This is a genomic window from Synechocystis sp. CACIAM 05 (assembly GCF_010222815.1).
Lineage (GTDB): Bacteria > Cyanobacteriota > Cyanobacteriia > Cyanobacteriales > Microcystaceae > Synechocystis.
Genome location: NZ_CP019225.1, coordinates 2668734 through 2689870 on the forward strand (window position 1 = coordinate 2668734; position 21137 = coordinate 2689870).

The window sequence follows — 21137 nt, forward strand, 5'->3', positions numbered from 1 at the left end:
AACTTCAGTAACAATAGATACCGTTCTGGAAATTACCTATAATTTTATGTTATGTTGAATGTAAATCTAAATGTAAGTTTTTCACTGCCTTTCGGAGGGTAGAAGTAATGAATAATCGTAAACGTGTTTTGACTCAAACGGCGATCGCCCACAAGGAAACCCTGCGTCAAAACCTCCAGCACCGTTTAGAGCGGGCACGGGCCGCCGGCAATCAGTCCTTAGTTAGTCAATTGGAAGCGGAAGCTGCTTATCTCCACCTGTAAGTTTACACAAGAATAAGCTCCAAAGCTCAAAGAATGTCAACAAGAGAGTTGACTGACAATCGAGACAAAGTTTGCAAGAAATTTCTAGAGTTAATGGCGATTTATCCCCGAGATAGGTCGCCTTTTTGCTGGGAGCTGCACTACTGACAGCCTGCCCAGAGAAATATTGTTTGAACTTTAACCGCCTGATGGTTTTCTAAAAATTTTCAGCATCAAACCTTAACAGATCTTAAGTCATCATGAGAGCTTTCTGCTCTTTAAAAAAACGCTCAATGTTCTCCCCATAGGTGGGGATGATGGACCATCCTTTGCTCAGTTCAGACTGAAGTGGAAACTCTTTGCCCTTGGCACAGATAATCACTCAAACTTTTCGGGGCAGACCTTCTGGGAAAACTCGTCCCAACTTTTTAATAACTCGGCTTCGGTATTTTTTCCGGTAGTATCCAAGAGCAGCATAGGAAATAGATGTAGTTGTCGATGGCGATTAAAAGCATCCATTGCCGCCCGACTTGCTTGGCCACGGGCCACCTCTAGGACCGCCTGACTGCCGCAAATGGTTTCCGCATAGACATTTATCGCCAGTGTCTGATTGAAGTTATCCGGAAATTCGAGGGGCTGGAAAAACGCGAACAACATCACACCAGATTATCTCCCAGGCAGAATAACTTTAGACAATTCCAAACTTAAATCAAGACTTTATGTTAACTATCTTAAAATACTAGATAGAAAAATTTAAGTAGCGGATATAATTATTTTGCGATCAAGCATTGAGGTATAAATCATGAAAGTATTACATTTGGCACTGATGGCAACTTTCTCCGTGGTTTATGCAACCGTTGCTGTCGCCGTTCCCATTACCTACTATGGTCAAAAAGGCGAATATACCGTGGACTACGAAGCGGGAACCTACCGAGGCTGTGTTTACGGGACAGGATGTATTAAATTAGGCCGCAATCGCAAGGCCGGCATTTCGACCTGGAAAAATGGAGATTATACTTACTCAATTAATGACGACACAGTGGAGGTTTACTTAAAAGGTAAATTGATTTTTAAAGATACATTTAATTGAAATTAATCCCTCCATTTATTTTCTTCGATAATAGTTTTATTGTTATGAACGATGTATGGAGTGCCGTATTTGATCAAGCATTTGGCATTGCTATTTTGGAGAGTATAGACAAAAACTATTTTGGCCTCACGCTATTACCGCAATTTCTATTAATAAACTTCCCCTTCTGTTAATGGAATTATCCGTGTTGGTGTTAACCCCTATGTCGGTGGCATTATCGGTTATGAAACGTTTTTTGCCGTTAAAATCAGATTGGTCTGAACCGGTCGCCCAATTGCCAGTAGCAGTTCGTCAGGGGATTAGGTTGCCCTCATCTAAAGATACTTTGCCAATACTTCCCTAGTTAAATGTCCAGTTTTTTCCCAGGAAAATTCCCTTGCTCTGGCTAAGCTCTGTTGTTGTAACTGCTGACAAAACCGGCCATCTTTCCACACCTGCTCCATAGCTTGATAAATCTCTTTAATACTGTAGGGATCGACCAATAGAACGGCATCACCCCCCACTTCCGGTAGGGACGAGACGGAGGAAGTGATTACCGCCGTGCCACAGGCCATGGCTTCCAGCACTGGAAAACCAAATCCTTCCCATAAAGAGGGAAACACTAAGGCGATCGCCTGGCGATAAAGTTGTCGCAGTTGGTCATAGCTAACGTAGTCTAAACAATGTACCTCTGTCCCAACCCCCAATTCTGTCGCCAAGGCCATTAATTTGGGAGTGTAACGGCGATCGGTAGGACCGGCCAAAATTAACTCAATATCTTGGCTGTTGGTATTTTGCACAAATCGAGCAAAGGCTTGAATCAGCCGCCCCACATTTTTGTGCGGATCGTGGCGGCCCACAAAGAGAAAGTAGGGCTTTTTCCTTGGGGCTAAATTATCCTGTCCCGGTTGAAAATGTTCTCGGTCATAGCCCAAGGCGATCGGAGTAATTCTACTGGCGGGAATTTGGAAATATTCCACCACATCATCGGCCGTAGCTTGGGAATTACACAAAATATGTTCCGCTTGCCCTAGCACCAACGGCAAATAAAACTTGCAATAGCTAGTCAGGGGAGATTTCCAGTTGGGAAACCGGAGGGGAATCAAATCATGCACCATCACCACTGTGCGACAACCGGCCCAAAGTGGAGCCTCCGGGATGGGCGAAAAAAGCAATGAACCCTTCAACTGTCGATAGAGTTTTGGTAGCTGAAACTGGGTCCAGACTAAACGATTAAAATGGCCCCGACTGCCCTGGGCTGGGGTGAGATTATTTGGCACAGTTTGGCAGGCAAAATTGGCCACCATGCTAGAGGTTAGTAAGGTCGGGTTGAGGGCTTTGAGATGGGGAAAAACGTTGCTGGCATAGACGCTCAAGCCCGTCGGTTGGGCCAGCAGAAAAGAAAGATTAACTAATAAATTGGATCCGGCCATGGCACCGACCTATTTTTTGCTGGGAATGGGGCCCCGTCGTCCTTGGTCGTGGCTAGATTTCTGCAAAAATTGTTGGAAGTGTTGCACATAGGGATGGGCAGCCGATCGCCCTAATTCTTCCAAGGCCTGTTGGTAAGGGGTATCAGAACGGTAAATTAACCGAAAAGCTTGTTTTAACGCACTCAAATCCTCCGCCGACATGCCGGAACGTTGCAGGCCGATTAAGTTTAAAGAACGCACCCGGGAAGGATTACCTTCGACAATGGTAAAAGGAGGCACATCCCGTTCAATGCGACTCATGCCCCCCACCATAGCCAACCGACCAATATGGACAAATTGATGGACCCCCAAAACGCCGCTGATTCTTGCCTGGGATTCAATATAAATGTGCCCCGCCAAAGCCACAGAGTTGGCAATAATTACTTCATTTTCAATTACGCAATTGTGGGCCACATGGGCATAGGCCATCAGCAAATTGCGATCGCCGATGCGGGTCACTGCTCCTTCTTCCGTAGCCCGGTTAATGGTGACGTATTCCCGAATTTGGTTATCGTTGCCGATTTTGACCCAACTTTCTCCCCCCTTATATTTCAAATCCTGGGGTTCACAACCGATCACTGCACCGGGAAAAATTCGATTTCCTGTACCAATTTCCGTGGGGCCTTCCACCACCACATGGGGACCAATGACCGTATTAGCTCCAATGGTGACTTTCTCCCCAATCACACTAAAAGCCCCCACCTGAACTGTGGCGTGTAACTGGGCTTGGGGATGGATGATGGCCGTTGGATGGATAGATGGGGACAAGGTCGCTTCTCCCAAGCGGTTATCAGTCAACATTAATCTCTCGGAATGGGGGATAATCGGAGCAGGGACAAGGGCAAATAACTTCCCCATAGATTAGCAGGCATTGTACCCCTGGAGTGACCCCCAGTGGCTTGATCTTCTCTGCAACTCTGACTACAATCCAGTGGTCTGGTGATGATGTCAATTTCGTCTTGGTGTTAACCCGTATGCTTAGCTCTATCGGTTCTAACGGCTCTAAACATAGCTTTAAAAATTATTTCCAACAACTCCGTCGTCCCTTTGTTCCCATTGGTTGTGGCCTGTTGATGGCCAGCGGTATGGTTTTTGCCCCGATCGCCGCCGTGGCTGGGGACTGGAACCAGTTTGATGTTTGTGTGACGGAACTGAAAAGAAACGGAGTTAGTGATGATGCGGCCGCTTCTGGTTGCTCCCAGGCGATTATTCCCAAGGAAATGTCCCAATGCGTCAACATGATCAGTCGTAACACCAACATTACTGGCATTGTGGCTCTGCAATCCTGTTTTCAAGTGCGTCGCCCGGTGGATTTGGGTAATTGTGTAGTGGATATTGACCGGGGCGTAGTGGGACGGAACCGTTCCCCCGAAGGGGAAGATGTCACCATGGCGGCCCTCAATAGCTGTCGCCAAAGTTTACTACCAGGTCGCCATTCGGAATGTGTGTTGGCTCTGAGTCGGGAAGTTTCCGATTTCACTCCCCAAAAAGCGATGAATACCTGCCTAGCGGCAGAGGATTTCCCCCGGGATCTTTTCCCTGCCTATAGTGAAACCCAACCAAATTAGAGAAATTTCAAGTTAATATTGAATGCCATTCCAGCTAAAAGCTGAATTTTCTCAAGGAGATTTCAATAGGACATTCTACTCACTGAAAATATAATTAACAAGGTGGACCCATGCGAAACGATTATGTTTCTTCCTATCTTTGTAATATGGCGGAGTCATTAGGTAATCTTTCAAAGGAACAAAGAGAACTTTTAAAGGTTGCTGCTCTTTGTCAAATTGCAGATGTTTTAACAGAATTACCGGAAAATCATTCCCAAGACATCTCATCAATCGCCGAATCAATTCAAGGTTTAACTAAAAAAAACTCACCTTAGTACAAATTGTACTTTCTTTGGGTCAAATTATTTACCTGAAAAAGCTACAGGTTGCTTAACATGGGTTGCAATTGCTGACGGAGATTAGCCGGATAGTTGACCACTGCCCCGATGACCACGATCGCCGGGGCTTGAAAATTTTCTACTTCAATCTGGGCCAAAATGGTGGCAAAAGTACCTAATAGTTCCTGTTGTTCTGGACAGGTTCCCCAACGAATTAGGGCAATGGGAGTATCTTCCCCCAACCCCGCCAGCATTAACTGGGGCAAAATAGTCGCTAAACTATACACCCCCATATAAATCACAATGGTTTCCGAGCCCTTGGCGATCGCCGCCCAATTGACTTCAGGCCGATATTTTCCCGCCGATTCATGGCCCGTGACAAAGGTGACGGAGGAACTGTAAGCCCGATGGGTGAGGGGAATTTGAGCGTAGGCAGGGGCAGCAATGCCCGCTGTAATGCCCGGTACCACTTCCACCTCAATGCCAGCTTTGACTAGGTCTTCCATCTCTTCCCCCCCCCGGCCAAAAATAAAGGGATCTCCCCCTTTCAAGCGCACCACCACGGCGTGTTTTTCAGCTAATTGCGCCAATAACTGTGTAGTTTCTGACTGTAACTTGGTATGTCTGCCCCTCCTTTTGCCTGCATCAATCAATTCGGCTTGGGGACTAACCATAGCTAAAATAGCTGTACTCACCAAAGCGTCATAGACCACTGCTTCGGCATTTTCCAACAAAGTTTTACCTTTAACAGTTATCAAGCCAGGATCCCCAGGCCCCGCTCCAACTAAATACACTTTGCCCATCAATCCGTTTTGCAACCTAACAACCACCCTTTGTAGAAATTATACAGATAGAAAAATATTCAACAGTTTTTAGAGCCTGTTTTAAAAGTCCCCCTGGCCCCTCAAATTAGGAGGAATACTGAGTGAAAGTCCCCCATTATTAGCGAATTTAGGGGGCAGAATAAAACTTTCTAAACACGTTCTTACGTCATTCACGTCAAATTTTTAACATTTTACCAGAGGCTATTTACCTACTAAAGTTTCCATTTTTGTTTCTGGTAAAGCCCCTTGCATCTTGCCAAACCAGTCAATTAAATTATCCATTTGCTTAGCTGGGGCCAACACTCCTAAACCCCGCACCACCACTTTTTTGGCACTGTAAACAAAGCGGGACTGGAGATGATTGGGTAAATTTTCCGCTAATAATTTCCAAGCGGGTTCCTCCATGGGCGTTTCCAAGACAAGATTTTGTTTACCCTCCACTTTAATGCGAGAAAAGCCTAAGGATTTGGCTAAATGCTTGAGCTTAACCACTTTAAATAATTCCTCCACCGGACTTGGTAACATACCATACCGATCGCCCCAATCCAAGGCAATTTTCGGCAACTCATCAGTGGATTCAATGCTAGTAATGCGACGATAGGCGGCCATTTTTTCTTCTAAATCGGGAATGTAATCACTGGGAATAAAGGCGGTGAGAGGTAAATCTATTTGGGTATCCTCCACTTTGGGAATTTCCTGACCCTGGATTTCTTTAATGGCATCTTGCAACATCTCCATATAAAACTCATAACCGATCGCCTCCATTTGCCCCGATTGTTCTGCACCCAAAAGATTACCTACGCCCCGAATTTCCATATCCCTAGTGGCCAGTTGATAACCGGAACCAAGTTGGCTGAATTCTTGCAATGCCCGCAGTCTTAATCTAGCTTTTTCCGTTAACTGTTTTTGGTTGGGATAGAGCAACCAAGCATGGGCTTGAATACCCGATCGCCCTACCCGACCCCGCAGTTGATAAAGTTGGGCCAAGCCAAATTTTTGGGCATCTTCAACAATAATTGTGTTTACCCTGGGAATATCCAAACCAGCTTCGATGATAGTAGTACAAACTAAAATGTCCGCCTCACCATCATTGAAAGCTAACATAGTACTTTCCAACTCAGATTCCTCCATCTGACCATGACCAATGGCAATGCGAGCACTGGGCACCATTTGCCGCAGTTGTCCTCCCAATTCCTCAATACCTTCAATGCGAGGCACTACATAAAAAACCTGCCCACCCCGGTCTAGCTCGTTACGAATGGCGGTGCGAATTACTTCGGGATTGTAGGGAGATAAATGGGTTTTAATGGGGCGACGGGAAGGTGGCGGTGTGGTAATCAGACTCATTTCCCGAATGCCGGAAAGGGACATATAAAGGGTACGGGGAATGGGAGTTGCCGTTAGGGTTAATACATCTACTTCCGTTTTCAGGGTCTTAATTTTTTCCTTTTGGTTAACACCAAAGCGCTGTTCTTCGTCAATAACTAAAAGTCCTAAATCTTTAAATTTTACCGATGTACCTAATACCTGTTGGGTACCTACCACAATATCTAATTCACCACTTTTTAACTTGGCTAAAATCTCCTTTTTCTCCGAAGCAGTGCGAAAACGATTCAGTAAACCAATGGTGATGGGATAGGGAGCAAATCTTTCTTTAAGGGTGTGGTAATGCTGTTGGGTTAACACCGTGGTGGGAGCTAGTAAAGCCACCTGTTTATTGCCACTGGTCACGGCCTTAAAAATGGCCCGCACCGCCACTTCTGTTTTGCCAAAGCCCACATCCCCACACACTAATCTATCCATCGGGCGATCGCCTTCCAAATCCCTTTTCACATCCTGCACTGCTTTTAGTTGATCGGGGGTGGGTTGGTAGGGGAAAGAATCTTCCAATTCCTGTTGCCAGGGACTATCTGGCGGATAGGCATAACCCACCTGTTTTGCCCGCTTAGCATAAAGATTGAGCAAATCAACGGCCAATTTTTTAACTGCTTTACGGACTTTATTTTTGGTGGCTTCCCACACTTTACCGCCCATTTTATGCAGTTCGGGGGGTCTAGTTCCCGTATGGCGAAAGCGGGATAAACTGTCCAAACTATCGGCGGGTACCCGCAAAATGCCGTCGGCATATTGGATCATTAAATATTCCCGATTAGCCAACGCATCCAACTTCAAAAATTTGCCAATGCCATGACTTTTGTGGACTACATAATCCCCAGGGGAAAGTTTATTAATGTCAACTTGTTTAGATGTAGCCCGTCGCCGTTTCCGCACATATTCCGGTGTAGCTAAAGCATGCTGACCAAATAATTCTCGATCCGTGACTAAAACTAAACGAAAGGTCGGTAAGATAAACCCTTCTAATTCCGCTAATCCTGAATACTTTAACGTCACCGCTGTCCGTTGAATCTGACTTTTTTCAATGGCAGGATAATCCCTCGGATTGGCAATAAATTGCACCGCACAGTCATGTTCCTGCAATAAAGAAACAGTACGACTGGGCTGGGCTGAAATCAACCAAGTGCTATATTGTCCCAATGTCAAACCGCTATAAATTTCCCGTTTCCCCCGTAAAATTTCCGCCAACTTAGCAAACTGGTGGGGCATGGTGGGGATGGGTCGAGCTGAAATATCTAAACTATCGGCATTAACTTCGTGGATTTCCGACAGGGTTATATGGGTAAAATTTTCCTTCAGGCGATCGCCAAGGGCCGAAAAATTTCGATGTAATTGGGGTAAATTCGGTAACTGCAAAGCTGACCAATCCTGGGCCACCGCCTCAAACCACCGTTCACTGTGGGCCGCACATTGCTCTGGTTCATCCAGTACACAGACTGTTTCTGTCGGTAAATAATCTAATAAACAAGCCGGTTCAGTAAAGGCGAGACCCAAAAATCGCTGTAATCCCTCTTTGCCGAATAATTGCTCCGTTTCCGGGTCCTCTCCCCAGGCGACAAGATTAATATCCTGGGCATTTAACGCTGGTTCGATCACCTGATCAAAACTGGTGGGGGTCAGCACCAAACCAGTTAAGTCATCCAAGGAACGCTGGCTAGCAGGATCAAACTCCCGGATTTTTTCCAACTCATCACCAAACCATTCCAGTCGCACCGGTAGCTCCGCCGACACTGGGAAAATATCAACAATATCCCCCCGCCGACTCCATTGCCCCTCTGTTTCCACCGTACTGCCACGCTCGTAGCCCAACCTCGCTAGGGTAAGCTCCAGACTTTTGCTATCCATCTCCTGACCGCGTCGTAGGGCCAAACAGTATTCCCGTAAGGTTGCCACCGGGGGTAAATGGGGCTGTAGGGCCTTTTCTGTAGCGACGATCGCCTTGCCCTTAACCTGATGGCCCTGGATTAATTCTGCCAACACCTGCATTTGTCCCCAAACCATTTCCGACTCTAGTCGCCCAGGGTCATAGGGGGAAGCTTCAGAAGTGGGGTAAAAATTAACGGTTTGCCAACCCATCAGTTCCAACTGGGCTGTCCAGCGCCCCGCTTCCTCCAACGTGGCAGTGATGACCAAAAGATTTTTCTCCAGGGACTGGGCCAAACTGGAAACAATTAGGCCTTTGGGTAACCGGGGTAGGCCACTGAGTTGCACATGGCCCCGCTTTTGCAATTTTTCCCGCAGGTCTTTGCTCAACGGTAAGGTTTGCAGATGGCGCAGTATGGAGGAAAAGGTCATTGGGTTCAGAGCAGAGGAGATACTAACAAATCTTAGCCTGTTCCCCAGCCCGACAGAATCCTTGTCCCTATTCCGATTGCCCTGTTTGAGGACAGCCCTAGGCTCAGCCATGGCCAATCATCCCTAGTAAGGTCGACCCCTAGGAAAACTTTTGCCCTTGTTGAGTTATCAAAAACAGGTACAGCAAGAACCCCATCCCAACTCCCAGCAAATTTCAGGGTGGAGGGAAGCTAAACAAATTCTGCAATTAGACGAAGTTCAATTACCATTATCCTGGCGCAGAAAGACCCGATAAACTCCGTAGAGAATGACGAGCAAAATAGCCAAAGTGACCAGGGAAGCCACAAACTTCAGCACCTGGGTCAGCACCGAAAAAGCAACAAACAAAACGGCGATCGCCACAGCGCCTTTGGCGGGGAGGGGCAAATTATCAAACCATTGTTGGAACTGCAACCAATATCTACGGGCTGCATCAGTGATGCCATCGTCTCCCGTATCGTAGGAATCTACCACCTCCACTTTGGGGGTTTTAACTTCCTGATCCTGATAATCTGATGGGGTCATAGATTGGTTTTCCTAACAAAAATCATCACCAAGTCAACCACTGGGGCTATTGGCCAAGGATCGTAGCATAACTCCCTGCCCTCTTTGGTAAGGTAACTGCTTGGGGTCTGGGGGGTAAGACTAATAATTGCGGTGACCCACAATCAAATTCTTTGGTCAACCACCAACTCTCCCGACCCTTTGCCAAGACTGGCTAAGCATACCGCCATCAGAGGGAAGTTTCCTTGATGGGACTTTTTTGCCAACAGGATTCCAGCAGGGAGATCTGATACATGGACCAAAAATGGCTCAATCGCCATGTGGATTTTGACTCTCGACTAAAAATAGGTTGATTCAAGTAACAAAACCAGAAACGGGATACTTGTCTGAGCTTCCAGAACATGGTCGGTTTCCTCCCAAAACATTGAGTTGATATGTTCACAAAAGATTTGATCTGCTGTTGATCACCCACCACTATCCAAATTGTCCCACTGCTTTTTGGAAACGGAACAAATTCTTTACACCTTGTAATGCAAGCTTTTACAGACCTTAATAAACTTTGTTTATCTCTCTAATAAGATTTTCTGGGGCCTAACCCCCAATTTACGTGGTAGTTTGTGGAAGCCCATAGCGAAAATCTTGTCCGCCTTTTTGTACTATGCGTGGATGAGTGGGACTGCCTGGGACTCACCAATCTATTTGCCTGAGTTTTCACCACCGACCTCTGATTCAATCGGGGTTTGCAGTCCTTGACCTTTACCTCTAAGTCTATGAAAGGAATTAACGTTTGTCGCTCGATCGCCGGTGTTATTGGCACAGCGAGTTTGACAACCCTGGTGTGGGGTAACTGCCCTTCTGGATTGTTGGCCTTAAATGCCATCACCCAAGCAGATGCTCCGACAGCTGTTTCAGAGAATAATTCTTCTCTAGCTCCCTTAGAATCTTCCGTTACCGCCACTTCTTCTATCCCGGCACCTGCCTTCCAAGACACCGAACTAATTTCTTTGGTTCCCCACCAAGGGCCGGAAAATCGTTTAGCTGTTACCCTGCGGGTGAACCAAATTCCCGTGGTCACCTTTTTGGGCACCGCCACTGAGTTGGCTGCTCTGAGCAATGACCAAGCCACCGACACCATGGAGCGGGCCCAGACCGTTGCCCGTCGCCTGGACGAACTGATCGGGGCTAAGTCCTTTGACCCAAGCACCATCAAAGTGGGTCTAGATGCCACTACCCGCCAACTGGTGGTCAAATCTGAAGACGAAATTCTGCTGACTATCAACAAAAATACTGTTTTACCAGAAAAAAAACTCTCCGCCCCGGAAACTGCCCTGCAAACCGCTAACCGTCTGCGCCGTTTGTTGGGGGGAGCAGAACCCATTGTGGCTTTACCAGCAGCTCTGCAGGTGGCCCGGGTCAACACCTTTGATGCTGCCGCAACCATTAAAAGGATCAAGGGGGGTATTGCTTCCTGGTATGGTCCTGGATTCCATGGCCGACGCACAGCCAACGGTGAACGTTTTAACCAAAACGCTCTAACGGCGGCCCATCGAACTTTGCCCTTCGGTACTAGGGTGAAGGTGACCAATCTTCGCAACGGCCAGTCTGTGGTGGTGCGTATTAATGACCGGGGGCCCTTTACTGGGGGACGGGTAATTGATCTTTCCGCCGGAGCGGCCAGGGCGATCGGTATCCATAGCAGCGGCGTGGGTAATGTTGCCCTGGACATTGTGCAGTAATAGTTAAAAACCTATAATTTCGGGCTATGCCATTGTCCCTCAGCATAATGACTTTCCCTAGGGTCTTGGGGGCACAATTATCCCTGGCATAGTCCATGCTCAATATTTAGAGCAATTAACTCCTGCCGGTTTGATTTGTCCAAGGCGATCGGCGGTTTTATTTTGATGATTGATGGGCGATCTCGTCCTCTATCCCTTGTCGTTGTTGTTGGAAGAATTTCAGAAAGTGTTTGAAAAGTTTGAGAGTTTCAAGAAAGCAATGAGAGGCGCCAGTTGCGTAGTAGTTCTATGCTGCCATTGACCCTGAATTTGGCAAATATTGCCATGGTGATATCAATGCTTACCCTTGACAAAGCCATTTTTGACGACATTTCCATAACCACATTGAGGAAAGTGACAGTGTGTAGGCATCTTTGCAAAATCTCATTACCCAATATTCTCTATCATGCCATATCATTATCTATTTGAAACTCTCAAAAAACTTAGAATGAAGGCTCCCCACTGCAACTAGCGGGGAATTAGACCCTAGAGATTCAACGTGATGCTTCTCTATACTGCCAAAAATTTTTGGATAACTTCCTGGCTCAACGTTTGGGTTTCCCCGGATGCCACAATGCCCCCTTTTTGCATGGCGTAGTAACGATCTGCTTGGCGGACAAAGTGCAAATGCTGTTCCACCAAAAGGACGGAAATACCTGTGGCGGCAATAATCCGTTTTACCGCTGCTTCAATTTCTAGAATGATGGACGGTTGAATGCCCTCCGTCGGTTCATCCAACAGTAATAGTTTCGGCTGGCCCATCAAAGCTCTGGCGATCGCCAATTGTTGTTGCTGACCACCACTCAAGTCCCCTCCCCAGCGGGAAAGCATGGTTTTGAGCACAGGGAAAAGCTCGAAAATTTCATCGGGAATGCCTTTTTGCCGTTGACTTTTATCCGCACAGGCTTCCAGTCCCAGCAGTAAATTTTCCTGCACTGTCAAGCGGGGAATAATTTCTCGCCCCTGGGGCACATAACCAATGCCTAAACGGGCCCGTTTATCGGTCGGCACGGAATTCAACTGGCGATCGCCATATACTACGTAACCACTGCGAGGGGAAAGCAGTCCCATAATGGTTTTAAGGAGAGTCGTTTTACCAACCCCATTGCGCCCGATCAAACATACCATCTGCCCCGGAGCAATGGACATGTCCACATTACGTAAAATATGACTTTCTCCGTAATACACATTCAGGTCGGAAATTTGTAGCATGGGGACGATCCAATTAGCCAAGAATGGGGGAAAGGATAACATAGCCATCCAGAATGTTCAAACGTCCCGTCAACCTTTGCTAATTATTCCTCCCAATGGGATGGGGTTGGGGCAATCAATAGAGCTTAAAGATCAAGGTGAGTAAAAGCTTTTGCCCCCTGGCCAGTATAGGTGGCGGCAATGTGACCATGGCCCCACAATTGGTACTTATAGGTGACTAAGCCCCCCAAACCTACTGGCCCCCGAGGCGGCATTTTCTGGGTGCTGATGCCCACCTCTGCGCCAAAACCATAACGGAAACCATCGGCAAAGCGGGTACTGCAATTGTGGTAAACCCCGGCGGAGTCCACCCGCTGACAAAACTGCTCTGCGGCGGTTAAATCTTCGCTAATAATGCCATCGGTGTGCTTAGAACCGTACTGGTTAATATGGTCGATCGCCGCTTCGAGGGAATCAACAATTTTGATGGAAAGTATTAGATCACTGTACTCGGTGCGCCAATCTGCCTCGGTGGCAGGTTCACAGTCAATCAATTTTTGAGTTCCACTATCTCCCCGCAAACTGACCTCTTTTTCCCCCAATGCCTGGGCCAAGGGTGGTAAAAATTCAGCGGCGATCGCCTGGTGGACTAAAAGAGTTTCAATGGCATTGCAAGCGGCGGGATATTGGGTTTTGGCATCCACTGTGATGGGGATGGCCTTACTAAGATCAGCTTGGGCATCTAGATAAAGATGACAAATACCATCGGCGTGGCCCAACACAGGAATTTGGGTATTTTGTTGAATATATTGGACAAATTCGTTGGAACCCCGGGGAATAATCAAATCTACATACTGGTTCAAACCTAATAATTCTCGAATTTCCTCCCTGGTGGTGAGTAGGTTGATCGCTTCAGGACTCACAGCGGTTTTCGCCAAGGCCGTTTGAATCACTTCAGTCAAAACTTGACAGGAGCGGGTGGCCTCTCGACCCCCTTTGAGAATTACGGCGTTGCCGGATTTGATCGCCAAACTACTAATTTGGATTAGGGCCTCCGGACGCGCTTCAAAAATCACCCCCAAAACCCCCAGGGGACAACCAACCCGTTTTAACACCAAACCCTCGTCCAATTGCCGATGGAGGGTAACCTGACCCAACGGATCGGGTAAATGCTCCACATCCTTCACCCCGGTAATGGTGCTTTTGAGCTTACTTTCCCCCAACAACAGACGATTATAAAGGGGTTTGGCGATGCCCATGGCTTCTGCTGCGGCACAATCTTCCTGGTTGGCAGACAAAATTTCTGGCATAGCAGCCGTTAGGCCGTCCGCAAGGGCGGCGATCGCCTGATTACGTTCGGCGGTGTTTAAACTACCCAGATGGAGGGCAGCTTGGCGAGCATTGTGGGCCAGGGTGTGGAGGGCAGAAACGCTTGGGGAAATAACCATGGGTTAGACGTTGACGATGCAGATACTTTAGTTATTTTTCGGACAGGGCAACTTTGGGGGGCAAACAGCAAAGCGCAGGGGAAAGTATTTAAAAATATTTACGGCTTGAACCTGGGGGAATGGCTTTAATGATCCAGAGCCGATCGCCCTTGACGACCCAGACGGAAGATCAGGAAAGAAAGGAAATACATCACATAGGCTACTAGGCCCACAATGCCCAAAAATCCGAGAAAACCGGTGTTGGAATTAGCGTGGAACCAGGCCTTGTAATGGAGAGGGGGCTGGAGCCAAACCTGACAGAAACTTTCTGCCCCACCAATGCCATTCAGCCCACAGGAGAGGAAAGGAATATTGATCAAGATGGCAAAGCAGGAAAAAATAGTGATACCCCAACGCCAAGTGATGGTGGCTAATTTCAACGGAGAAGGAGGTAAATCTTTGATTTCGTCATTGAGATCCACCCAAAACCACAAACTAATGGGAATTAGGCAACGGGCGGCAAAACCAGTGAAGAATGCCAAGGACCAGCCGGGAATCAGGAGATAAACCGTTACCATCAACAGGCTGGCCACGCGCCAATAGATAATTAGCAAACGATTGATGGCATCTACTCGTTTAAAGGCCGACCAAATGATCAGCACCAAGGGGATAAACACAGAAACGATGACCGCTAAGCGATAGTCCAACCAGATTAACCGCAACCAAACGCCGTCTACTTCCATAACACCATCGAAAAATTTGACAAAGGAAAGGGGCAATGCCCACCAAAATGTGAACCCCCAGCTTTGCTAGGCTACCAAATTTTCAGACCAGTTTACGGGATTAACCATCAGTGTCGCTTAATAGAAACAAAAAGACTATTTTGCGTCCAGGTTTTTAAGGATTTTTTGGATTAAAAACTCCTTGATTTCTGTATGTCGAGGCACAGCTTCCACAACCTCAGTTGCAGGATTAATCCAAAGAGAATGGGACGCACTTTCCCGCTTTAAATAACAACCAGCCTGCCGTAATTTTTTCTCCAAATCCTTACGCTTCATGGAATTAGGAGCGTCTCTTCAATGGCCTCTTCAGGTAAACCTCGACGAATATCCTCCAGACGATCTTCGACAATAAGTTGTATGGCACTTTTCAAACTAGCTTTTGCTTCTGCTATGGTGTTACCTTGACCATTGGCTCCATCCTCAGATGCTTCAATGATTGCGGTTAGTTCAGCTTTCACTTGTTGATGGCGTTATCATTAAATATAAGGCTTTTTAAGTTGTTTGATAACTTTATGAGGGACATTTTTTTCTAAAATTGGATAGCCATGATACCCTCCGGCATTATCTGATTGAAACTCATAATATTTTTCATTGTAATAGCTATAAATTTGTCTGTCATGAACAATCCCATTGTCTAGTGCAGTTTGGGCATCTTCATCACTTATTGAATTAAATTTCTGTCACCAAAAATATGCCGCCCCCTTTGCAGAGCAGTTTTCCATTGCTAAATCTCCCCTGGAAGTGGCCTAGGGCATTTTTCCAAGGGATTAATTTCGGTTAGATATACACCAGCTTATTCCTGCTGTAGCAGTAGCTCACTACTTTGGGACTGATTATTTTGGGTAGCGGTCATTCTAACCCGGTAGATGGTGCCGGACTCCACATTAGCCTGGGGAATGTACACAATGAACTGTCCGTTTTGATCCGCCCTTACATTAGCTTGAAAAACGTTTTGGGAAAGGTTTAGTACTCCCATCACAGTACGCAGAGCCTCGATCCTCACTTCCACACTTGCATCGGGGAGGGTTTGACCGATCAAATTATCCGGTAAACGAATCACCTCGTTATCTCTGAAATTGGTAATTTCCGGTCGCAGTATGTAACCGATACCAGGGTTACCGGGGTCGTTGGGGAAATCGGGGTTATTTTGGTTATTGATATTAATCGCGATCGCCTGATCAAATTGAAGACTGATGGAATTTTGCCCGGCCCGACTAAGAATAACCACTGGCCTAGCATTGATTTGGCGATCGCCACGGCGGATACGGTAACTGGTTTCATAAATGCCCGATTGTACTTCCTGCATCGCCACGGGGCGGTCTCGGTTTAGGCCGTCCAATTCAAAAATGGCACTGGCCCCTGGGGTTCCATAGGCCCGAATCAACAGCTCGTCCCCTTCCTGTAATGGTCGGCGTGGATTAGTGTTAGTTTCGATCCGTTCAATCGCCAAATTAGTAACCACTGGGGTGATGGGGGCACTGGGAGTGTTAGTGCCGATGTTGATGGGGGCAAAATTGCCGTTCCCAAGCTTGACTAGGGTTTGATAAACTAAGGCCGCTACTTCTCCCCTGGTGGCCAAGCTATTGGGATTAATTTGATTGGCATCGGGAAAATTAACAATAATTCCCCCATTGGCCGCCCTGGCGACACTGTCCATGGCCCATTGCGGCACCGCTTGGCGATCGCTATAGGGGTTTAAACCATTGGGATCTGCATTGGTTTTATTGCCCAAAGCTTTGGCCAAAATCACTAAAGCTTGGGCCCTGGTAATGTTTTCTTCGGGGCGAAAACTACCGTCGGGAAATCCCGTCACTAAACCAGAATTATTAACCGCTGAAATGGCCGGAGCGGCCCAATAGTTGGCGGGCACATCCCTAAAACTACGGCTACCATTGCCGGGGGATAAATCAAATGCTTTAACGGCGATCGCCGCAAATTGAGCCCTAGTAATTTGGGCATTGGGCTGAAAGGTGCCATCGGGAAAACCACCGATAATGCCTCGCTCCGCTAGGGTTGTAACATAAGAACTCCCCCAATAACCCTGTAAATCCCCAAAGCTAGAGGACTGGGCTAGGGTCATGGGCACAATGGGCATAAAGGTTAAAGCAACTAAACTGGAACCCGCCAGAGTGCGATTTAAAAAATTCATCATAACCTCTGAAAAATGTAGATATTTGAATAAGAATTGATTTACAAATATAGCAAGAGGTGGAGGGATTAGGACATTTTTGATTTTAAAATCTTTATCTGGAAAAGCTTTCAGTGATTGTTAGTCCTAACCGTCTTGATTTTTGCTATAAGTAATAGCCAATGATTAACCTAACAAAAACTAACCTAATCTGAGTTCAGATTAGGGACTCTTTGTAAACCGACCAAACTAGAAAAAATATCAAGTTGGCACAAATCAACCACAGCAAAAAGATGGTGCTACATGTATAGTTAAAACTTAAAAAAATCTCTCATTTTCTAAAAAATTCTTTAATTACATTAAGACTTTTTCACTTTCCTTAAACACCGCAAATAATCAACCTCCAACGTGCCCGTAAAAGTTTTAATAGCAAGGAGTAAACGGCTGACAAGATGGGAAAAATTAGCTCAGATAATCCTGCAACGCCTTCACATCCAAGGGATGCTCCTGCAGACTACGGAGGGCGGCAACGGTGGCTTTGCCTCCGGCGATTGTGGTGATGATGGGCAATTTATAATCCAACGCAGCCCGGCGAATGGTGCGGCCATCTAACTGGGATTCCTCACCGCTGGGGGTGTTGATAATAAATTGGATTTGGCCGTTTTTGATCCAGTCAATGACGTGGGGTCGCCCTTCGTGGAGTTTTAACACCACTTCCACCCCTTCAATGCCATGTTCACGCAAAACTTTTTGGGTGCCCGCCGTAGCTACCACTTTAAAACCCAGCTCCATTAGGTCTTTAACCACGGGCACAGCCGCTTCTTTGGTGCGATCGCTCATGGAAACAAAGACTGTCCCGGTGGTGGCTAAAATTACCCCCGCTCCCAATTCTGCCTTAGCAAAGGCTTTGCCAAAGTCACTGTCAATGCCCATCACTTCTCCCGTGGAGCGCATTTCTGGGCCAAGTAACGTATCCGCCCCAGGAAATTTACTAAAGGGAAGGACAGCTTCCTTAACGGCCACGTGCTGGGGAATAAATTCCTCCGTCACCCCCAACTCCTCTAAGGTTTTGCCGGACATCACTAGGGAAGCGATTTTGGCCAAAGGACGGCCAGTGGCTTTACTCACATAGGGCACAGTACGGGAAGCCCGGGGATTAGCTTCGAGGATATAAACCTGCTCCCCCTGTACTGCGTACTGAATATTCATCAAACCCACCACGTTTAAAGCGCGGGCCAATTGTTCTGTCCATTGGCGGATGGTGGTCAGAACATTATCGGAAAGGCTGGTGTAGGGAATAGAACAGGCGGAGTCCCCGGAATGGATGCCCGCTTCTTCGATGTGCTCCATAATGCTACCGATGACTACTTTGCCGGTGCTATCGGTGAGGGAGTCCACGTCTACTTCGATGGCATTTTCCAAAAATTTGTCAATTAAAATGGGGTGGTCCGGCTCAATTTGCACTGCGTAGGTCATGTACCGTTCCAACTCTTCATCGGAATAGACGATTTCCATGGCTCGGCCCCCCAGCACATAGGAAGGGCGCACCACAACGGGATAACTGATGCGGTTGGCCACCACTCTTGATTCTTCGTAATCCCTGGCAATGCCATTGGGGGGTTGGCTAATTTCCAACTCGTGGAGAATCTTTTCAAATCGTTCCCGGTCTTCAGCAGTGTCGATGGAGTCGGGGGAAGTGCCCCAAATTTTGGTTTGCACTGGGCAATCGGGGCTGTTTAAATACTTTTGCAGGGGAACTGCCAGTTTTAAAGGCGTTTGACCGCCAAATTGGATAATGATGCCCACCGGATTTTCCGCTTCGATGATATTTAAAACGTCTTCTTTGGTGAGGGGCTCAAAATAGAGGCGATCGCTCGTGTCGTAGTCGGTGGAAACGGTTTCCGGGTTGGAGTTGACCATGATGGTTTCATAGCCCGCATCACTGAGGGAAAAGGCGGCATGGCAACAGCAGTAATCAAATTCAATGCCTTGGCCAATGCGGTTGGGGCCCCCCCCCAGGATCATCACTTTGGGTTTATCCGACGGCAGAACTTCGCACTCTTCTGGTTCGTAGGTGGAGTAATAGTAGGGGGTGAAGGCTTCAAATTCTGCCGCACAGGTGTCTACTACTTTATACACGGGAACAATGCCCAGGGATTTACGGTAGGCCCGCACTTCGTCTTCGGTGGTTTTGGTGGCAAAGGCTATCTGGCGATCGCCAAAACCCTGTTGTTTGATGTAGCGCAGATCTGCGGCGGTGAGGTCTTTTAAACCCCGTTGTTTCATATATTTTTCCGTTTTGACCAAATCCTCTAACTTGTCTAAAAACCAAGGATCGATCGCCGTCAACTCATGAATTTCTTCCACCGTCATGCCCAAATTAAACGCATGGTGCAAAGAAAAGACCCGCTCTGGGTTGGGAGTCCGCAACTGGGAACGCAAATGGGACAGCGTCGGCAAAGTCTCATGGCGATCGCAACCGAACCCGAACCGTCCTGTTTCCAAGGAACGTAACGCCTTTTGGAAAGATTCTTGGAAAGTACGACCAATGGCCATGGCTTCCCCGACGGATTTCATTTGGGTGTTTAAAATTGGCTCGGCCCCAGGGAATTTTTCAAAGGCAAAGCGGGGAATTTTGGTCACCACGTAATCAATGGTGGGTTCAAAGGAAGCGGGGGTTTTCTTGGTAATGTCGTTGGAAATTTCGTTGAGGGTATAACCCACTGCTAACTTGGCCGCAAATTTGGCAATGGGGAAACCCGTGGCCTTAGAAGCCAGGGCGGAAGACCGAGACACCCGGGGATTCATCTCGATCACAATCACATCGCCATTGGCCGGGTTAACGGAAAACTGAATGTTTGACCCCCCTGTTTCCACGCCAATTTCCCGAATAATGGCAATGGAATAGTCCCGTAGCCGTTGATATTCCTTATCAGTCAAAGTCTGGGCGGGAGCAACGGTAATGGAATCCCCAGTGTGAACCCCCATGGGGTCAAAGTTTTCAATGGAGCAGATAATGACCACGTTATCGGCCAAATCCCGCATTACTTCCAGCTCGTATTCCTTCCAGCCCAACAGGGATTTTTCCACCAGAATTTGGGACATGGGGGACTGATCCAAGCCGTATTGCACCATCTCCTCATATTCTTCTTGGTTGTAGGCAATGCCGCCCCCCGTACCTGCCAACGTAAAAGCAGGGCGAATAATTAACGGATAGGAACCAATTTCGTGGGCCACCTTCCGAGCTTCTTCGATGCTACTGGCGATGCCCGATGGACAAACGGGAACCCCAATGCGGGCCATGGCTTCCTTGAATAATTCCCGGTCTTCCCCCATTTCGATCGCCGGCAGTTTCGCCCCAATTAATTCCACCCCATATTTTTCCAGCACCCCGGACTTAGACAGAGATACCGCCAGGTTCAATGCCGTTTGCCCCCCCATGGTGGGTAAAACTGCGTCCGGCCGTTCTTTTTCAATAATTTTTTCCACAATTTCCGGAATGAGCGGCTCAATGTAGGTGCGATCCGCCAACTCCGGGTCAGTCATGATCGATGCTGGGTTGGAGTTTACCAACACCACTTCATAGCCTTCCTCCTTCAATGCCTTACACGCCTGGGTGCCGGAATAGTCAAATTCGCAAGCTTGACCAATAACAATGGGGCCAGCCCCCAAAATCATAATTTTGTTTAAGTCGTTGCGGCGTGGCATAGGTAAAACTGTCCGAGACGTGATGGGGATTTCGATCCCAATCATTGTATAGGCTTTATCGGCGATCGCCACCCGTTCCCATATCCAGGTTTATTGACCAAAAATCCGGGTCCGAATCCTATTTAATCGCCCCCACCGCCCAGCCTAGGCCACAGGCGATCGCCACCACGCAAGAAGTCTTAAAAGCATTGATGGTAGTGGGTTGTACCTGGGCATCTTCCCTTTCTTCCTCAGTTTTGGCCCGGCTAAATCGACGTTTTTGCACGGAGAAATAAACAATTTGGGAAACAATGGACAGGGTTAGGGGCAAAAAGACCCAGCGACTAGCTAAGACCAAAGTTATCCCGGTGGCTAAAGTGAAAATGCTACCCAAAAATAAAAAATAGCTCAGTAATTTATCC

General features: G+C 47.3%; 19 protein-coding genes and 1 pseudogene. 5 read left to right on the plus strand and 15 right to left on the minus strand.

Annotated features, from left to right (window positions below; genetic code table 11):
- The first annotated feature begins 107 nt into the window (after window positions 1-107).
- Entirely contained in the window at window positions 108-263 is a 156-nt protein-coding gene (pirA, locus tag BWK47_RS16925; protein ID WP_010873614.1) for an arginine synthesis PII-interacting regulator PirA, read from the plus strand.
- Window positions 264-620: 357 nt separating this feature from the next.
- Here the strand turns inward: pirA and BWK47_RS12640 are convergent, their stop codons facing one another.
- The gene (locus BWK47_RS12640) at window positions 621-899 is read right to left on the minus strand and encodes a hypothetical protein (protein ID WP_237269635.1); all 279 of its coding nucleotides are present in this window, start codon (window positions 897-899) and stop codon (window positions 621-623) included.
- Window positions 900-1044: 145 nt separating this feature from the next.
- On the opposite strand from BWK47_RS12640, the gene BWK47_RS12645 reads away from it, so the two are divergent.
- Complete coding sequence (locus BWK47_RS12645) at window positions 1045-1332, plus strand: hypothetical protein (protein WP_010873616.1); 288 nt, start codon at window positions 1045-1047, stop codon at window positions 1330-1332.
- Window positions 1333-1646: 314 nt separating this feature from the next.
- On the opposite strand, the gene BWK47_RS12650 is transcribed toward BWK47_RS12645, so the two are convergent.
- Both BWK47_RS12650 and lpxA read right to left on the minus strand, forming a co-directional pair.
- Window positions 1647-2744 (minus strand): glycosyltransferase family 4 protein, encoded by a 1098-nt coding sequence (locus BWK47_RS12650; protein ID WP_162328908.1) that lies wholly within the window; start codon window positions 2742-2744, stop codon window positions 1647-1649.
- Between the two features lie 9 nt (window positions 2745-2753).
- Window positions 2754-3641, minus strand: a complete 888-nt coding sequence (gene lpxA / locus BWK47_RS12655; RefSeq protein ID WP_162328909.1) for an acyl-ACP--UDP-N-acetylglucosamine O-acyltransferase — start codon at window positions 3639-3641, stop codon at window positions 2754-2756.
- Between the two features lie 116 nt (window positions 3642-3757).
- On the opposite strand from lpxA, the gene BWK47_RS12660 reads away from it, so the two are divergent.
- Together BWK47_RS12660 and BWK47_RS12665 are read left to right on the plus strand one after the other, a co-directional pair.
- Complete coding sequence (locus BWK47_RS12660) at window positions 3758-4351, plus strand: hypothetical protein (protein ID WP_237269636.1); 594 nt, start codon at window positions 3758-3760, stop codon at window positions 4349-4351.
- Between the two features lie 110 nt (window positions 4352-4461).
- A complete protein-coding gene (locus BWK47_RS12665) occupies window positions 4462-4665 on the plus strand; it encodes a hypothetical protein (RefSeq protein WP_162328911.1) in 204 nt (67 codons plus the stop codon).
- A 44-nt stretch (window positions 4666-4709) separates the two neighbouring features.
- Here the strand turns inward: BWK47_RS12665 and cobA are convergent, their stop codons facing one another.
- The 3 genes from cobA to BWK47_RS12680 form a co-directional block, all read right to left on the minus strand.
- A complete protein-coding gene (cobA, locus tag BWK47_RS12670; RefSeq protein ID WP_162328912.1) occupies window positions 4710-5498 on the minus strand; it encodes a uroporphyrinogen-III C-methyltransferase in 789 nt (262 codons plus the stop codon).
- 195 nt (window positions 5499-5693) lie between these two features.
- Window positions 5694-9293, minus strand: coding sequence for a transcription-repair coupling factor (gene mfd / locus BWK47_RS12675; RefSeq protein ID WP_204250410.1), 3600 nt, complete (start codon window positions 9291-9293; stop codon window positions 5694-5696).
- Between the two features lie 147 nt (window positions 9294-9440).
- Window positions 9441-9746: a hypothetical protein gene (locus BWK47_RS12680; RefSeq protein ID WP_162328914.1), complete on the minus strand. Its 306-nt coding sequence runs from the start codon at window positions 9744-9746 to the stop codon at window positions 9441-9443.
- A 749-nt stretch (window positions 9747-10495) separates the two neighbouring features.
- On the opposite strand from BWK47_RS12680, the gene BWK47_RS12685 reads away from it, so the two are divergent.
- Window positions 10496-11461, plus strand: coding sequence for a septal ring lytic transglycosylase RlpA family protein (locus tag BWK47_RS12685; protein WP_162328915.1), 966 nt, complete (start codon window positions 10496-10498; stop codon window positions 11459-11461).
- Between the two features lie 248 nt (window positions 11462-11709).
- On the opposite strand, the pseudogene BWK47_RS12690 reads toward BWK47_RS12685, so the two are convergent.
- The 9 genes and pseudogenes from BWK47_RS12690 to BWK47_RS12730 all read right to left on the minus strand — a co-directional run.
- Window positions 11710-11799, minus strand: a pseudogene (locus BWK47_RS12690) (IS1 family transposase); the annotation flags it as partial.
- 211 nt (window positions 11800-12010) lie between these two features.
- Window positions 12011-12760, minus strand: coding sequence for an urea ABC transporter ATP-binding subunit UrtE (gene urtE, locus BWK47_RS12695; protein ID WP_010873625.1), 750 nt, complete (start codon window positions 12758-12760; stop codon window positions 12011-12013).
- Between the two features lie 77 nt (window positions 12761-12837).
- Window positions 12838-14139, minus strand: a complete 1302-nt coding sequence (proA, locus tag BWK47_RS12700; RefSeq protein ID WP_162328916.1) for a glutamate-5-semialdehyde dehydrogenase — start codon at window positions 14137-14139, stop codon at window positions 12838-12840.
- Window positions 14140-14264: 125 nt separating this feature from the next.
- Complete coding sequence (locus BWK47_RS12705) at window positions 14265-14897, minus strand: DUF3177 family protein (protein ID WP_443081621.1); 633 nt, start codon at window positions 14895-14897, stop codon at window positions 14265-14267.
- Between the two features lie 99 nt (window positions 14898-14996).
- A complete protein-coding gene (locus BWK47_RS12710; RefSeq protein WP_162328917.1) occupies window positions 14997-15176 on the minus strand; it encodes a type II toxin-antitoxin system HicA family toxin in 180 nt (59 codons plus the stop codon).
- On the minus strand, window positions 15173-15358 hold the full coding sequence (locus BWK47_RS12715; protein ID WP_162328918.1) for a type II toxin-antitoxin system HicB family antitoxin: 186 nt from the start codon (window positions 15356-15358) through the stop codon (window positions 15173-15175). The genes BWK47_RS12710 and BWK47_RS12715 overlap by 4 nt, the downstream gene beginning before the upstream one ends.
- A 335-nt stretch (window positions 15359-15693) precedes the next feature.
- Entirely contained in the window at window positions 15694-17049 is a 1356-nt protein-coding gene (locus BWK47_RS12720) for an S-layer homology domain-containing protein (protein ID WP_204250411.1), read from the minus strand.
- A gap of 441 nt (window positions 17050-17490) precedes the next feature.
- Complete coding sequence (gene carB, locus BWK47_RS12725; protein ID WP_162329695.1) at window positions 17491-20736, minus strand: carbamoyl-phosphate synthase large subunit; 3246 nt, start codon at window positions 20734-20736, stop codon at window positions 17491-17493.
- Window positions 20737-20854: 118 nt separating this feature from the next.
- The coding region (locus BWK47_RS12730; protein WP_162328920.1) for a hypothetical protein at window positions 20855-21137 on the minus strand (283 nt) is incomplete at its 5' end.